This window comes from Streptomyces sp. NRRL F-5135 (genome assembly GCF_000719775.1).
Lineage (GTDB): Bacteria > Actinomycetota > Actinomycetes > Streptomycetales > Streptomycetaceae > Streptomyces > Streptomyces hebeiensis.
This window is the reverse complement of the sequence record NZ_JOHR01000001.1, coordinates 608,358-623,536: the sequence shown is the minus strand read 5'-3', so window position 1 is coordinate 623,536 and position 15,179 is coordinate 608,358. Positions and strand designations below refer to the sequence as shown.

Sequence of the window (15,179 nt, the reverse complement as noted above, 5' to 3'; positions counted from 1 at the left end):
CCATGCCCGGTAAGGGTAAGCACCGACGCCCCAAGACCCGTACGTTCTCGCGGGGGTTCGCCGCCGCCGGAACGGGCGGAGCCGCCATCGCCCTGCCGTTCATCGCCGCCACCGGCGCGCATGCCGCCCCGAAGGCCGCGCCCGCCACCGCGCCGCAGGCCGTCTCCGCCCACGCGGCCGAGGGCGTGTCCCGCACCGCCCAGGCGTCCGCGACGCAGACGTCCACCGCGCCGCGTCAGGCCGCGGCCGCGGCGACCACGACGTACGCCGTGGTCGCGGGCGATTACCTGTCGAAGATCGCGGACGAGCACAAGGTCCGGGGCGGCTGGCAGAAGCTGTACGCGGACAACCGCTCGGTCGTGGGTGACGACCCGTCGCTGATCCACCCCGGTCTCGAACTGACCATCGGCGGGAAGTCCGCCGGGGGCGACGGCGCGAAAAAGCCGTCGACGGCGCGCTCCGAGGCACCCCGGGCCTCCTCGGGCTCCGCCGCCTCCGCGGCCGAGGGCGCGGGGAAGGCCACCGGCGGCACGGCCGCGAAGTCCGCCGCCGACACGGCCGCGAAGAGCGACGCCGGCGGCTTCACCAAGCCGGTCGACGCGCCCGTGAGCACGCCGTACCGCGCCTCCGGCGGCATGTGGTCCAGCGGCTACCACACCGGTGTGGACTTCACGGCGTCCTCCGGCACCCCGGTCAAGGCGGTCGGCGCCGGTACGGTCGTGACCGCGGGCTGGGGCGGCTCGTACGGCAACGAGGTCGTCATCAAGCACGACGACGGCCGGTACTCCCAGTACGGCCACCTGTCGTCCCTGGCGGTCTCCGCCGGCCAGTCCGTCGGCGCGGGTCAGCAGATAGGCCTCTCCGGAGCCACCGGCAACGTCACGGGCCCGCACCTGCACTTCGAGATCCGCACCGGTCCCGAGTACGGCTCGGACGTCGACCCGATCGCCTACCTCCGTCAGAACGGCGTCAGCCTCTGATCCGAGGGTACGGCCCGGCAGGTCTTCCGGGAGCCGCTCCGGAGACGTCCCCGTCGCCCCCGCCCGGCACCTCGTGTGCCGGGCGCCGGGTGGCGGGGACGAGCCATGCCCGGGCTATTCCCGCTTGGGCGAAAATTGACCGATGGCATATATCACGCGTCGTCAACCCCTCCTTACGGTCGCGTAGGTCACATCCGCGGGTGAAGGATGAACGGCTGTGGGAGACGACGATTCGAGAACAAGTAAGAGTGGCGTATTCGGGTCGTACGCAGCGCTCGGGGACAGCTTCACGGAAGGCGTGGGCGACCCCGGACCCGACGGGCTGTTCGTCGGCTGGGCGGACCGGCTGGCGGTCCTGCTCGCCGACCAGCTGCCGGCCTCGGGCGACACGCCCGACACCGCGCACGGCGACTTCCGGTACGCCAACCTCGCGGTACGCGGCAAGCTCCTCGACCAGATCGTGGCGGACCAGCTGCCCAGGGCGCGAGAACTGGCCCCGGACCTGGTGACGTTCTGCGCCGGCGGCAACGACATCATCCGGCCGGGCAGTGACCCGGACGATGTCGCCGAGCGGTTCGAGCGGGCCGTCGCGGACCTGACGGGCGTGGTCGGCACGGTCATGGTGACCACCGGCTTCGACACCCGTGGCATACCCGTCCTGCGCCATCTGCGCGGCAAGGTCGCCACGTACACCGCGCACGTGCGCGCCATCGCCGACCGGTACGGCTGCCCGGTGCTCGACCTGTGGTCCCTCAGGTCCGTCCAGGACCGGCGGGCCTGGGACGGCGACCGGCTCCATCTCTCGCCCGAGGGCCACACCCGGGTCGCGCTGCGCGCCGCGCAGGTGCTGGGCGTACCGGTGCCCGCCGACCCGGACCAGGCGTGGCCGCCGCAGGCTCCCCGGGGCGCGCTGGAGACACGCCGGGACGACCTCCACTGGGCACGTGAGTACCTGGTGCCCTGGATCGGCCGCCGCCTGCGGGGCGAATCGTCAGGTGATCACGTGGCGGCAAAACGGCCCGACCTCCTGCCCCTGGAACGCTGAGCGCCTCCCGGCGGGCCCTTCGGACGCCGGGAGAACGGGACCCGGGGCCCTGCCGGGGCTTGTCCGCGCCCGTACGGCCCGCGGGGGCTCCCGCGCCGCCCCGGCAGGTCCGTCAGGCTTTCGCCGGGATCCTCTCCAGCACGCCGCCCGCGAAGACGTCGTACAGCGGCAGCGTCTCCAGGTGCACGTAGCCGATGTGGCAGTCGCACACCGCCAGCGGGCACGCGCGGGGCGCCAGTGCCCGGCGGTACGAACCGTCGTACAGGTTGCCCAGCTCGGACGGCACGAAGTGGCAGCGCCGTACGGTCCCTTCGCCGTCCACCGAGATCACGGACTCGCCCGTGCGGCACGGCAGGCCGGCCGAGCGGTGGGGGTGCCGGCTGTAGGGGAAGAGGGGGTCGAGGTCCGTCCAGCGGGCGGCCTCCTCGTCCGTGTAGGTGTGCCCCTCGGCCGCGTTGATCCACAGGTAGACATGGCCGGGCAGCGCGGCACGCAGCCTGCGGGCGTGCTCCAGGTGCTCGGGCAGGCCGACGACGCCCACGCTGAACCGGGCCCCGCGGTCCGCGAGGTCATGGCATTTGGCGAGGAAACGGTCGTACGGCGTCTGCCCCGGGTGGTACGTGCACCACAGGGCCAGCGTCCCGAGGTCGGCGTCCGCCAGCCAGTCCGTACGAGAGCTGAGGTTGGTCTGGATGGCCACCCGGCGCAGATGCGGCAGGTGGGAGAGCTCGGCGAGGGTCCGCCGGTACCAGGAGCGCACCAGACCCTCGCCCCAGGGGGTGAACAGCACGGACAGCCGGTCCCGCGACTGCTGTGCCGCCCAGTCGGCGAAACGTTCCAGCGCGGCCCGGTCGGCACGCAGCCGCTCCGGGCTGTCCCGCCGCTTGGCGAAGGGACAGTAGGGACAGTCGTAGTCGCAGGAGGCGAGCGGGCCGCGGTACAGGATCGTCAGGTCCACGCCGGGCTCACTTCCACGCGTACGCGGCCATCGCGGCCCGTACGGCGGGTGAGAAGAGCGCGGGTCCCAGCGCGTCCGAGTACGCCAGCCCCTCGGGCGACAGCCGGAGCAGGCCCGGGTCCACGTCCTCGGCCAGCCAGCCGAGCGCGGCGAACCGCGCCAGTTCGGCGGGGAAGTCCTCGGCGGGGGTGGTGCCGAACCGCCCTCGGTAGTCCGCCACCTCCATGCCCCGCGCCTGGAGCAGCGACTGGAGCAGATGACGGCGGCGTGCCTCGTCACCGTCGACGCGCCGGCCGACCTCGGCCCGGGAGAAGTCCTCGGTGGTGGTGTAGGTGTCGATGATGCGGCGGATCTCGCGCATGTCGACGGCGTAGTCCAGGGAGTAGTGCAGCGTGGACGTGTACGAGCGGGCCCCGCAGCCGAGGCCGATCATGCCGTCGGTCTGGCAGGCGTAGTCGTCCGCCCCCTGGGGCGGGGCGTCCGCCCGGCGGAACATCCGCATGGAGACCTGCTCGTATCCCTGGGCGAGCAAGTGGTCGCGGCCCTGCCGGTACAGGCGCAGCCGCTGGTCGTCCCAGGCGGCGTCGCCGTGCGCGCCGAGCCTGCCGAGGCCGGTGAGGGGCCGGACGTAGAGCGGGTACAGGTACAGCTCCTCGGGCCGCCAGGCGAGCGCGGCGTCCAGGGAACGGCGCCAGGTGTGTTCCGTCTGGCCGTCGATGCCGTAGATGAGGTCGATGTTGAGGACCGGGATCCGCGCCTCGCGTATCCGCCCGAGCGCCGCCTCCACGTCGGCGCGCCGCTGCGGCCGCACGGCGGCCCTCGCCTCGGCGTCGTCGAAGCTCTGGACTCCGATGCTCAGGCGGGTGGCGCCCCGGTCGGCGAGCACGGCCAGCCGGTCGGCGGTGGCCGTGGCGGGGGAGGTCTCCACGGAGAGCGGGACGTCCGTCAGCCGCACCCCCATGCGTCCCTCCGCGATGTCGCAGAGCCGCGTCAGCTCGGCGGCGTCGAGGAAGGTGGGGGTGCCCCCGCCGAAGGCGGCGGTGGCGAACCGTACGGCGGCGGCACCGGCCCGGGACGCTGCCTCGTCGAGCGCCTCCCGCACCGCTGTCGCCTGTCGGTCCAGGGCGTCCAGGTAGCGCGTCGTCAGCTCGTCCGGGGCGCCGATCCGGGTGAAGAGGTTGCAGAAGCCGCAGCGGACCTCGCAGAAGGGGATGTGCAGGTAGAGCGAGAGCGCGTCCAGACGCTCGCCCGCCCACAGGTCGCGCAGCGCGGGACGGTCCGGCAGGGGACGGTAGGCCGTCTTGTGCGGATAGGCGTAGACGTAATTCTCGTACGGGCGTGGTGTGGTGGCGCTCGCCGTGACCGGCTCCGCACCGGGATCGGTGGCCGCGTCCTCATTGGCGCGGAGGGTGTCAGTGGTGCTCATGAAGGGCCCCGTTTTCCAGGAAGAAATGGGCGTACGGCACGGTCCAGACGGACTCGTGGGCCAGGCGGTGACCGGTCCAGCCGTCGTCGCCGTAGGCGGTGCCGTGGTCGGAACAGACGATGGTGAAGCAGCGCCGCCGGCTGCTCGCGGCGGCGAAGAGCCGGCCGATGTGCCGGTCGACGTAGGTGAGCGCGGCGGCGTGCGTGGCGCGGGAGTCGCCCGCCTCGCGGGTGGCGCCGGGCAGATGGAACCAGTTGGGCTGGTGCAGGGCGGCCACATTGACGAAGAGGAACAGCCGCTGCTCGGGCGGCAGGCCGGCCACGACCTGTTCCGCGCGGGTGACCTGTGCCTCGAACGAGGTGGGGGAGGCCACGCCGAACTCCGGTTCCCAGTGGCTCTCCTGGAACATGCCGGGCAGGACCGAGCCCAGCGCGCCCCGCTTGTTGAAGAAGCCGACGCCGCCGACGCACACCGTGCGGTAGCCCGCCGCCGCGAGGGCCGAGGGCAGATCCGGGGCGTCGAAGACGTAGGTCCGGCCCGCCGTCGTCTCACTGCCGCCGAAACGCCCGGCGAACAGCCGGGGGTGCCGGCCCGGCGTCGCGGGGGTGGGCAGGAACCCGGCGAACATCGCCTGGTGGGAGGCGTAGGTGAAGCTGCCGGGGGCGTGGCGTTCCTCCCAGCGCCCGCCCGGCAGATGCCGGGCGAGGTGGGGGATGCGGCCGTCGGCGGCGAGTTCGCTCGCCACGTCGTGGCGCAGGGTGTCGAGGGTGACGAGCAGGAGATCGTCCCGGCCGACGACCTCGTTCATGTCAGGAATCACGTCGGGCGTTGTGCCGGCAGGCGGGTGTGCCGGTGTCAGCTCGGGCGGGTGCACTGCCGCACCTCCTTCTCCGGACGGCGGGGCATGCTCCGGGGCAGCGTGGCGAGCTGCGCTCCGTAGGTGTCCAGACCCTCGCCGGCGCTGCCGGGCAGGCCGGTCAGCCGGGGCAGCAGGTCACCGAAGGCGTTGACCTCGCAGACCGCGAACCGCCGCCAGTTCGGGGCCGCCAGCAGATCGACGCCCACGCAGTGCGTGCCCGGAAAACACTCGGCCGCCCGCTCGCACACGGCCATGGCCGCCGCCCAACCGGCTCCGGACGCGTCCATCGCCGCCCGCGCCGCGCCGAGGTCCCCACGGGACCCGCCCAGATGGAGATTGGTCATCGGGGAGCCGCTGATGCGCACCACCGCGTGGGTGGCACGCCCGGCGACGACCACGACGCGCAGATCGGCCGACCGGCCGCCCTGCGTCGCCTTCGGCAGCCACTTCTCGATGTGCAGCCCGTCGGGGGCGAGTGTGTCCACGATCGCGGCCACCTCCGCCTCCGTGGTGTAGCGACGTACCCGCAGCGAGTTGAACAGACGGCCCTCCGGGTCACGTTCGACGGAGGTCGTGGCCCGCACCCGGCCGGGCCCCGCCGTCTCCAGCGCGATCACCCCGGACGCGGAGGACCCGTGGGCCAACTTGACGAACGCCCGGGACAGCCCGGCGTCCGCCATCAGGGTCCGTACGTCCTCCCAGCCGGACACGGCGGGCGCGCCGGGGCCCGAGGTGGGCGAGAGGGGCACCTTGACGCCCGCCTCGTCCAGCACGCCGTGGCAGAGCCTCTTGTCGAACAGCACCGCGATCTCCCCGGGGTCGTCGAGCAGCAGCGCCCCGGCGTCCGCCGCCGCGCGTCCCACCTCCCGCGCCGCGGCGGTGAAGTGCTCGTACCAGCGGCCGGTGCCCTCCACCCGGGTCGGATCGTCCGCGTCGCGCAGCAGCCGGTCCACCTCGGCGTCCTCGCCCGGGGAGTCGATCCGCACCGTCTCACCGGCCCCGAACGCGGCCCGGCCGCGCAGCACGTCGAGCCAGGGGACCTCCCTGGCGGCGGGCAGGCCGGCGGCCCGTACGGCGTCCTGGAAGAGGGTGACGCGGCGGTTGGCCGGATTTCCGACCACGGCCAGGGCGGGTCGCGAAAGCCCCGCCTGGCCGGCGGGCGTGTTCGGGGACGGTGCCATGGCTTACTCCGACACCGCTGTGTAGCGGCCCTCGACACCGTCGGAATCGCCGTCCGCCGTCTCGGCCTCCGAGATGTCGACCTCCACCCCGGCCGCGCCGAGCGTGGTCGTCAGCCGCTCCCGCATCGTCTCGCTCAGGAAGTGGTGGTGCAGATCAAGCTTCTTGAGGTGGGTGAGCGGCTGTCCGCTCAGGAGCGCCTCGGCACCCTCGTCGCCGAGCGTGCCCATGGAGAGGTCCAGCACCTCCAGACCGGCCACGACCGGGGCGCCGGCCAGCGCGTTCGCGATCCGGTCCTGTATCTCGCTGTTGCGCAGCGCCAGATGCCGCAGCCGGGGGAAGCGCTCCCCGGACAGGAACGGCGCCAGATCGGCCACTTCCGTGGTCCCGCCGTACCAGGAGACACCCAGCCAGAGGTCCAGGTGCTCCAGCGAGGGCAGGTCGCAGGCACCGACCGACCGTACGACCTCCGCGTCCAGACCGCCCGTCTCGATGGTGAGCGAGCGCAGTCGTTCGTGCCGGACGGGGGAGAACTCCAGGTCCTGGCCGCCGCGCACGCCGAACTCGGTCAGCTCGGGGAAGGCTTCGAGCAGGGGGGCGACCTGCGTCTGATGCATCCAGGAGATCTCACACTCGTCGAAGGTGACGTCCCCGAGAAAGACCGCGCGCAGCGCCGGCAGCCGGTCGCGTGCCGCGACGAGCGTTTCGATGACGTCGTCGGGGCCCGAGTCGTAGACGTCGCTCCAGGCTCCGACGATCAGCGCGCGCACCCGCGTCGGATCCACGGCCTCGGTGAAGCGGGCGAACGCCTCGTCCCACTGCTCGTCGCTCTCGTACGCCTCGACGGCGATGCGCCAGGCCACGGAGGCCGGGTCGGGAAGGGAGTCCTCCGATCCCGCTTCGGGGAAGTCGAACGCGGGCAGGCCGTACAGCTCGTTCAGATGGTCCGAGACGGTCATGGCGGGATCGCTCCAGTGCACCGGTGTGACGTTGGTCGGTTGATGTGGAGAAGTTCTACCAAGGCCCACTGACAAGGCCCTCGCCGGGACTGAACGACGCCCTCGCCGGGGCCGGACCGCGCCCTCGCCGGGGCCGGTTGTCAGACCCTCGCCGTAGCGTTCGTCTCAGGTCGGCGCGCTCGGGCGCCACCGGATCGAGGGGAGAGCCATGTTCCGGCAGGGAGACGTACTGATCACGCCCGTCGCACAGGAGACCGTGCCCGCGCGGCTGCTGGACGAGACGGGCGTGCGGGGCGAGCCTAGGGACGCGCGGGGCCGCCTGGTGCTCGCGCTCGGCGAGGTCACCGGACACGCCCACGCCGTGCCCGGACCCGGGCGCCTGATCCGCGAGTCCGGTGACACGTCGGCACCGATGTACCTCCACCTCCCGGACGGCGGGCGCGTGGTGCACGAGGAGCACGCGGCGATAGCGCTGCCCAAGGGATGGTTCCGGGTGGTGCGCCAGCGCGAGTACGTGCCGGGGGCGTTCCGGGTCGTGGCGGACTGACCGGGGCGACCGCGGATCAGGACGCGACGGGACAACGGCGTACGAGTACTGCAGGGGACGGGTAGCGAGGCATGGGTGCGGAAATGAGCGGTGTGGACATGTGGCGGGCCGTCGCGGCGGCGACGGGGGCGGCGGACCGGGCCGCGGCCGAGCGGGGCGTGCGCCTCGCCTACCGCAAAGCGGGGCTGACGGAGCCGGAGCGGATCGTCTGGGCGGCGTCACCGGCGGCCGGTGTGCGGGCCGTACGAGAGCTGGGCGACGCGGGTGCGTCGGTGCGCGACGACGTGCGCACCTACCCCTGGGCCGGCGAACGGCGGCGACTCCACCAGGAGTTGGGGGTTGCCCGCTGGGCGGAGCACTGGAGCGCCACCGGGGCCCGCCTGTGGGACACCACCCGGGCCCTCGCCGACCGGATACGCGCCGGCGTCGTGGAGGCGCTCGCGAAGGAGTCCGTCGAGGCGGCCGATGTCCGCGCGGTGCTGCTCGACGCGGTCCTCGGGCAGCACGACGCGGCCTGGCTCGCCGCGTTCGACGGGCACGGCGATCGGCTCGAAGGACTCGCCGAGGTCGCGCGGCACGCAGGCTGGTGGTGGCCGTACGAACGCGCCGTGGTGATCTGCGAACGCCCCACCGAACTGCACCGCGACGAGGCGGGCCGGCTCGACCGCGGGGACGGGCCCGCGCTGGCCTACGCCGACGGCTTCGCCCTGTACGCGTGGCGCGGCATGCCGGTCCCGGCCGAGTTCCTCGACGAGTTGGCGTCGCTGACGCCCGAGCGGATACGGACCGAGGGCAACGCGGAGCTGCGCCGCGTGATGCTGGAGTACTACGGCTACGACCGCTATCTGAGCGGGTCGGACGCCCAGCCCGTGCACAAGGACGAGACCGGCGTCCTGTGGCGGATCCGGCTGGACGACGACGAGGACGTCGTGATGGTCGAGGTCGTCAACTCCAGCCCGGAGCCGGACGGTTCGTACCGCACCTACTGGTTGCGGGTGCCGCCCGCCACCCGGACGGCCAAGGAGGGCGTCGCCTGGACGTTCGGGCTCGACGAGGAGGCGTACGACCCCCTGCGGCAGACCTGAGCCGACGCCGTGGTTCGGCGCCCGGGCCCGGGATCGGGCCCGGATCACCGTGGCCCGATGTCCGGGACGGGGCACCGGGCCCGCACCGGGGGCCGGTACCCGGCGTGCCCGGCGCCGCTCAGGCCGAGGCCGCGAGCAGGGCGTCCCGTCCGATGAGCGCGGTACCGCCCTCGCCCGTACAGGCGTGGGCGCCCGCCACGGCACCGAGCCTGGCACACGCCTCCAGGTCCCGCCCGGCCAGCCGGCCGTAGAGGAAGCCGCAGACGTACGCGTCGCCCGCGCCGTTGGAGTCCACCACCGGTGCGGGGGGCATCGTCGCGGGAACGGGCCGCGGGGTACGGCTGCCGTCGCGGCTCATCACGTACGACCCGCCCGCGCCCGCCGTCGCGACCACCGCCTCCGCCCGCCCCTCGCGCAGGATCTCCCGCATCACGGAGGCGATCCGCTCGCCCGCCCCCACCGCGCTGAGGAACACCAGATCGGAGCGGAGGGCGAAGTCCCGGTGGTAGTCGCTCAGCCCGTCCCAGTCGTGCAGATCGGTCGAGACCGGGACTCCGAGGGCCTCGATGTCGTCGTACAGGAACCGCGTGAAGTTGGTGATCGAGAGATGGACATGATGGGCACGTTCGAGGTGGGGCAGATAGAACTCGCGCGGCATCCGCAGGTGCTCCGGGTCACGGGCGTCGTGGAAGGACATCCGGCGGCCGGTCTTCTCGACGAGGTTGACCGCGCGCCGGGTCCCCGTCTCCGAGATCAGCGTCTCGAAGTCCACACCGCCGGCCGTGAGCCGGTCGCGGACCAGGCCGCCGATCCAGTCGTCCCCTATGTAGTCGAGGAACTTCACCTTCAGACCGAGCGCCCGGCAGCCCAGGGCCACGTTCCCGCCGGTGTGCCCCGGCCACTCGTGGATCGGCCCCACACCGACCGAGTCGGCCAGCGGCACCGGCAGGGAGTCGACCCGGACGACGGTGTCCACTCCGCTGCCGCCGACGACGAGTACGTCGTGGGCGGCGTCGACGGTGCTGCCCGTTTCGGCCGCCTCGGTCGTGTCTGTCTGCTGATGGCTCACGAGATCCCTTTCGGTTCTGCGTCCCTGTCCGTGCCCGGGGGCCCAGTATGGCCGCCGCGGGACGGCGGCGACGTCGGCCCGCGGAGACAGCCGATGACCGGCCGGTCGGCGAAGCGATCGTCCCGTTTCCCCCGGATTCCACCGGTTGATTCCTCCGGCCTGATTCCTCGCACGCATGCGTGCCCGGGAATCCTCGGGGCAATGACCACGTTGGACGAACGGCTGGACGGAACGTACCGAGGGGCGGCGGCGTGATCGCTCGACCCGCACCGCGGGACGCCGCTGGCGATAATGAGGACGACACTGAACCCCAGGAGGTGCTGTGACAGGCGCTGGTTCCTCCCTCTCGTTGCGCTCACGGCTGCGCTCGATGCGACCCGCGGCCTTCGGGGCCGACTCCGCGGGGGAGCGGTTGGAGCGGATCCACCGCTCACCCAACTTCGCGGACGGGGCATTCCAGAACCCGGTGGGAGCCAGGATCAGACCGTCCGGCGGCTCCGGCCTGGAGCTCGCGAAGGTCTACTTCCAGAAGGAGGCGCGGGCACGGCGCGCTCCCGCGGGCACCATCCCCGTGTACCCCACCACCCTCACCGACCTCGCGGCGCCGCCCCCCTCGGGGCTCCGGCTCACCTGGATGGGGCATTCGACCGTACTCGCCGAGATCGACGGCCGACGTGTGCTCTTCGATCCGGTCTGGGGCGAACGCTGTTCCCCGTTCGCCTTCGCCGGCCCGAAGCGGCTGCACCCGGTGCCCGTCCCGCTGCGCGCCCTGGGACCCGTCGATGTCGTGGTGATCTCCCACGATCATTACGACCACTTGGACCTGCCCACCATCCGCGACCTGGCCTCGACGGACACGGTCTTCGCCGTGCCGCTCGGGGTCGGCGCGCATCTGGAGCGCTGGGGCGTGCCCGCGTCCCGGCTGCGCGAGCTCGACTGGAACGAGTCCGCCGAGGTCAGCGGCATCCGGCTGACCGCCACGCCCGCGCGGCACTTCTGCGGCCGGGGACTGCGCAACCAGCAGCACACGCTGTGGGCCTCCTGGGCGGTGGCCGGGCCCGAGCACCGGATCTACCACAGCGGGGACACCGGCTACTTCTCCGGTTTCCGGGACATCGGCACCGAGCACGGCCCGTTTGACGCGACCATGATCCAGATCGGCGCCTACAGCGAGTACTGGCCCGAGAACCACACGGATTCCACCCCGCTGCCCGGCGCGTGGCCGGACATTCACATGAACCCCTCGCAAGGCGTCCAGAGCCACCTTGACCTGCAGCAAGGCCGGCCCAGCGGTGTCATGCTGCCGATCCACTGGGGGACGTTCAATCTCTCGTTGCATCCCTGGGCCGAGCCTGGCGAGTGGACGCTGGCCGCCGCCGGCGCGGTCGGACAGGCAGTCGCCGTCCCGGTCCCGGGCCAGCCCTTCGAACCCGCTGGGGACCTCCCCGCGCGCCCCTGGTGGCGGGACGCGTCGCTGCCGCTGAACCGTAAGTGGCCCGTTCCCGAGATCACACCGGCGGCGTCCGCTGACGGCCTCGATCTTGTGGGTGAGGGCTGACCACGGATGAGCTGACGTGCGTGACGGAAGTCCTCGCAGCCATGTCGGAGGAACGAGCGGGAGCAGGTCCTGCGGCTCATTGATGGGCCGCCGCGTCGGCAGATAGGAACAGGCGTCGGAGTTCCGGCCGTTGCCCTCCGGCAGCCGTAGAGACGTGCGTGTGCGAGTGCTGTGAATGGTCCGTAGCACCGCGGCGGAGGAGGAATACTTCCGGCTCGTGAAAGCGGGCTACAGCCATGCCCGGACGGGTCGTAAACGCCCTCGTCCAGGCCGCCAGTGGTGCTACACGCGACGACCTGCGGCAGGTGGCCGACATGGCGCTGCGGACCTGGCCGCCCGCCTGACCGGCCGCCGTCTCCGCCCGCGCCGTCCGCCTGCGCGGCCCCGCCACCACCACGGCACCGCGGACCGCGTCCGGCCGGGACATCAGCACTGTGCCGTCCCGGAACGGGTGAGCGGATCAGGAACCGGCCGGGGGACGCGGCAGGACCCCGTGGTCGTGGTGGCGGGCGCGTGCACGACGAGCAGGGTCAGCGAGTGCGCGACCACGTCGTGCATCCCACCGGCGATCCGTGCCCGCTCGCGTTGCGTGGCCTGCGCCGCCTCCAAGGCCTGCGCCCGGCGCGCGTCGTCGACGGTCGGTGCGTCGGCCGGCCTCGGGCTCGCCACGCGCGGAGCCTCCTCTGCACGAGTCCTGTCTGCCGGCGGGGAGTCCCGCCATCGCCACGGACCTGGCCACGCTGGCGCGCATTCGGCACCTACTGGGTGACCACGAGGCGGCGGTGCCGCTGGCCGAGCGGGCACTGCGGATCGACGAGGCGGCGTACGGGCCGGACGACCCGTACGTGAGCTTCGACCTGATCGCCCTGGCCAGTGTCCACCTCGACCTCGACGACCACGCGACGGCCGTGCCGCTGATCTCTCGGGCGCTGCGGATCCGCGAGGCCAGTTACGCGCCGGACCACCTGTACATCGGGTACGCCCTGCTGCTCAAGGCCCGGGCCGTGCACGCGTCGAACGACCCGGCCGCGGCCCATCTCGCGCGCCGGGGCGCGCTGATCCTCAACGCCCGGCTGGGCAGCACCCACCCCAAGACCGAGGACGCCTTCGCGCTCGTCGACTCCCTGCGGAAACGCGACAGCTGCCCGGGGCCCGCCGAGGCCGGGGCGCGGTCGGCGAGCGGGCCTGGCCGGCACGGAGACGCTCGCCGACCTGGAGCTGAATGAGGCGATCGCCCGGGAGTCAGCACCCCGCCTGCCCTGCCACGAGGGCACAGGACTACTGCTGGGTCAGTACACGAGCATCCAGCACACGCTTGTTCCGCACGCTCAGGAGACCGAGCCGTTCGGTGTCCCCAGCGCACACCACTGCGCTTCCTGAGTGGCTCACGAGCGCAGGAAGGCGAGATTGAGTGGTGGGGCGCCGGCGACGGAGGAGTTGAGGTCGAACGGGATCCTCTCCCAGCCGTGCCCCAGCGAGTCGGCGGCCTTGATGACGTTGATGTCGATGATCTCGCTGTCTCCCTCTTCGGCCGCCTTGGCGTACGCGAGGTAGAAGGGAACGGCGTGGCCACCGCCCACTCCCGGGGCGCCCTCGTTGAGATTCACGTCGGGCTGCTCGGACTGGTAGACGCGTGATGGTTCCGCCCAGGCCACGTGGAGGACCAGATTTGTCAGCGCGGCCCCCTCTCCCCGCATGTAGGCGAGATACCTGCCCGCGCCCTTCTCGTTCATGTTCAGGCCGCTTTGAACGAGGGTGTAGCCCGCGGGGACATGGGGGGATTCGAAGATCCAAAGATCGGTGATTCCTTTTTGCGTGTCCGCGGCCATGTGCTCCTCCTTGGTTTCACGAACGGGGCTGGACGGTGAGATGGATGTCTTTGCGCACGTCAGCACGTACGGGCGAGGTAACCGTGACGGTGAAACTTCCCTGCTTGTCCCCGGCATACAGCGTCGTCGCAGCTGCCACACCGTTGTCATCGGTTCGGGATGGGTACGTGGTCGCGCCGGTGCCGAACTCGGATCCGGTGGATCCATTGATGGTGAAGGTGATGGGCAGCATGCGTACATCGTCGTTGTTCTCGGTGATGTGCACGTCGAGCTTATGCGTGAATGCGTAGTCGACCGGAATTGCCTGATGGTCGGCAAGTGGGTCCATCAGATCCACCGACACCGTTGAAGAAGATGTCCGCACGGAGAAGTCGCGGGGAGCGGAGGGTGGTGAGTCCAGACCGCTTCTGTGGGCGGTGGCGGTGATGGTGTGCGGGCCCGGGGTCCAGTCGGTGGTGGGGGTGTAGGTCCAGGTAGTACCGGTCACGTGTGCCTCGCCCGGCAGTGGGTTGTTCCCCTTGTCGATGAGGGTGACCGTGTCCACCCCGGGATCGGCCGTACCGGTGACCTGTTGCCGTAGCTCGGTCACCGTCGCACCCTCCAGCGGAGAAGAGATAACCGGAGCGGCCGGCGGTGGTAGGGGCACGTCGAAGGTCACGTAACGTGGTTCCGAATCGACGTGGCCGTAGCCCTCGTCGAAAGGGGCTTTATACCAAGCGGTGGCGGAGACGGTGTGGGAGCCTCCCGTCCAGTCCTTCGTCGGAACGCACGTCCAAGTACCGCCGGATACCGAATAGTCGCCCAGTAGGTGGTCCCCGTCCATGACGGTGACCCCCTCGGTCGAGGAATCGGCCGTGCCGCTGATCGGCTGCCGCGGATCGGTCACCGTCGAATTCTCTCGCGGGGAATCGATCACCGGGGGAGAAGGTGGTGGCCACTTCGGAGAAGGCGGTGTCCACGTCTCTTTCATGAGTGGTTTCCCTGGTCCAATCTCCTGCGCGGGGAATGCGGCGGCGTTGGCGGGCTGAGGGGCCTTCGAATTTATTCGGAGAGGCGGGGGTGGTCGGCGGGGTGGGTGAGGAAGCGGTGGCGGGTGGCGGAGAGCGCGGAGCGTCCCGGAGCGACGTGCGTGCGGGTGACCGCCGGGCCGAGGGTGGTCCTCATCCCTGCGGGACCTGGCGGGCCGCCTCGGTGAACGAGGCTCGCGGGCAGACCGGTGGCCGAGTACCTGGCCGGGCAGTTGGAGATTGCGGACGCCTCGGGTCTGAAGCTGTACGGCGAGCGGGATGTCTCAAAATCTCCTGAATGACGAGCAAGCCCAGGCCAATCTCCTCGAGTTGGGGTGCGCAGCGAGAATCAACCACGGCCGCGCCCTCGTCCGGTCCGACACCATCGCCGGGCGGCGGCCGGCCACGGCCTGGCAGCGGCGCAGCGGGGCCGGTCTCTCCCCCCCCCGGGACGGCGGACCTTGTCAGGCTCGGGGATCCCGATCGACGAGGTGAACCGTCCGCGCGGCGCCAAGGACGCCCAGCTGTGGATCCCGCCGACCGAGCCGGAGGCCGGGGCGCCGTTCACCGGCTGGGGCGGTGAGCCGGCCACCTGCCGCAAGTCCGCCCCGACCTGGAGCGGCTGCTCGCCCGAACCCAACCTGGCCTCCCACGTTTGGCAGGGCTACGTCGGCGCCC

Annotated in this window: 16 protein-coding genes; 6 read left to right on the top strand and 10 right to left on the bottom strand. The window is 71.9% G+C overall.

The genetic code is table 11. The annotated features are described in order from the left end of the window. The first annotated feature begins 2 nt into the window (after positions 1-2). Together IG02_RS0102850 and IG02_RS0102845 are read left to right on the top strand one after the other, a co-directional pair. A complete protein-coding gene (locus IG02_RS0102850) occupies positions 3-980 on the top strand; it encodes a LysM peptidoglycan-binding domain-containing M23 family metallopeptidase (protein ID WP_030741292.1) in 978 nt (325 codons plus the stop codon). A gap of 217 nt (positions 981-1,197) precedes the next feature. Continuing rightward, complete coding sequence (locus IG02_RS0102845) at positions 1,198-2,025, top strand: SGNH/GDSL hydrolase family protein (protein WP_030741289.1); 828 nt, start codon at positions 1,198-1,200, stop codon at positions 2,023-2,025. A gap of 112 nt (positions 2,026-2,137) precedes the next feature. Here the strand turns inward: IG02_RS0102845 and IG02_RS0102840 are convergent, their stop codons facing one another. Genes IG02_RS0102840 through IG02_RS0102820 form a run of 5 tightly spaced genes read right to left on the bottom strand, consistent with a single transcriptional unit; the run spans position 2,138 to position 7,406 of the window. After that, positions 2,138-2,983, bottom strand: a complete 846-nt coding sequence (locus tag IG02_RS0102840) for an STM4011 family radical SAM protein (protein WP_030741286.1) — start codon at positions 2,981-2,983, stop codon at positions 2,138-2,140. A gap of 7 nt (positions 2,984-2,990) precedes the next feature. Further along, the gene (locus IG02_RS0102835) at positions 2,991-4,409 is read right to left on the bottom strand and encodes an STM4012 family radical SAM protein (protein WP_051764339.1); all 1,419 of its coding nucleotides are present in this window, start codon (positions 4,407-4,409) and stop codon (positions 2,991-2,993) included. Then, positions 4,396-5,217, bottom strand: a complete 822-nt coding sequence (locus tag IG02_RS0102830; protein WP_030741281.1) for an STM4013/SEN3800 family hydrolase — start codon at positions 5,215-5,217, stop codon at positions 4,396-4,398. The genes IG02_RS0102835 and IG02_RS0102830 overlap by 14 nt, the downstream gene beginning before the upstream one ends. 47 nt (positions 5,218-5,264) lie before the next feature. Continuing rightward, the gene (locus tag IG02_RS0102825) at positions 5,265-6,449 is read right to left on the bottom strand and encodes an STM4014 family protein (protein ID WP_051764338.1); all 1,185 of its coding nucleotides are present in this window, start codon (positions 6,447-6,449) and stop codon (positions 5,265-5,267) included. Positions 6,450-6,452: 3 nt separating this feature from the next. Beyond that, the gene (locus IG02_RS0102820; protein ID WP_030741275.1) at positions 6,453-7,406 is read right to left on the bottom strand and encodes an STM4015 family protein; all 954 of its coding nucleotides are present in this window, start codon (positions 7,404-7,406) and stop codon (positions 6,453-6,455) included. A 208-nt stretch (positions 7,407-7,614) separates the two neighbouring features. On the opposite strand from IG02_RS0102820, the gene IG02_RS0102815 reads away from it, so the two are divergent. Both IG02_RS0102815 and IG02_RS0102810 read left to right on the top strand, forming a co-directional pair. Further along, complete coding sequence (locus IG02_RS0102815) at positions 7,615-7,953, top strand: hypothetical protein (RefSeq protein ID WP_030741274.1); 339 nt, start codon at positions 7,615-7,617, stop codon at positions 7,951-7,953. Positions 7,954-8,036: 83 nt separating this feature from the next. Then, positions 8,037-9,038, top strand: coding sequence for a DUF6745 domain-containing protein (locus tag IG02_RS0102810; protein WP_030741272.1), 1,002 nt, complete (start codon positions 8,037-8,039; stop codon positions 9,036-9,038). A gap of 118 nt (positions 9,039-9,156) precedes the next feature. On the opposite strand, the gene IG02_RS0102805 is transcribed toward IG02_RS0102810, so the two are convergent. After that, positions 9,157-10,014: a carbohydrate kinase family protein gene (locus tag IG02_RS0102805; RefSeq protein ID WP_030741270.1), complete on the bottom strand. Its 858-nt coding sequence runs from the start codon at positions 10,012-10,014 to the stop codon at positions 9,157-9,159. 415 nt (positions 10,015-10,429) lie between these two features. Here IG02_RS0102805 and IG02_RS0102800 point away from each other — a divergent pair, with 415 nt between their 5' ends. After that, entirely contained in the window at positions 10,430-11,665 is a 1,236-nt protein-coding gene (locus tag IG02_RS0102800; RefSeq protein WP_030741267.1) for an MBL fold metallo-hydrolase, read from the top strand. 426 nt (positions 11,666-12,091) lie between these two features. Here the strand turns inward: IG02_RS0102800 and IG02_RS42475 are convergent, their stop codons facing one another. After that, positions 12,092-12,334 (bottom strand): histidine kinase, encoded by a 243-nt coding sequence (locus tag IG02_RS42475; RefSeq protein WP_030741261.1) that lies wholly within the window; start codon positions 12,332-12,334, stop codon positions 12,092-12,094. On the opposite strand from IG02_RS42475, the gene IG02_RS0102785 reads away from it, so the two are divergent. Next, a complete protein-coding gene (locus IG02_RS0102785) occupies positions 12,238-12,891 on the top strand; it encodes a tetratricopeptide repeat protein (protein ID WP_078854126.1) in 654 nt (217 codons plus the stop codon). The genes IG02_RS42475 and IG02_RS0102785 overlap by 97 nt on opposite strands. A gap of 159 nt (positions 12,892-13,050) precedes the next feature. On the opposite strand, the gene IG02_RS0102780 is transcribed toward IG02_RS0102785, so the two are convergent. The 3 genes from IG02_RS0102780 to IG02_RS43390 all read right to left on the bottom strand — a co-directional run bounded on the left by IG02_RS0102780 (position 13,051) and on the right by IG02_RS43390 (position 14,658). Next, positions 13,051-13,494 (bottom strand): hypothetical protein, encoded by a 444-nt coding sequence (locus tag IG02_RS0102780; RefSeq protein WP_030741257.1) that lies wholly within the window; start codon positions 13,492-13,494, stop codon positions 13,051-13,053. A 16-nt stretch (positions 13,495-13,510) separates the two neighbouring features. Further along, a complete protein-coding gene (locus IG02_RS0102775; protein ID WP_158712225.1) occupies positions 13,511-14,380 on the bottom strand; it encodes a hypothetical protein in 870 nt (289 codons plus the stop codon). 155 nt (positions 14,381-14,535) lie between these two features. Then, a complete protein-coding gene (locus tag IG02_RS43390; protein WP_267958482.1) occupies positions 14,536-14,658 on the bottom strand; it encodes a hypothetical protein in 123 nt (40 codons plus the stop codon). Positions 14,659-15,179 lie beyond the last annotated feature (521 nt).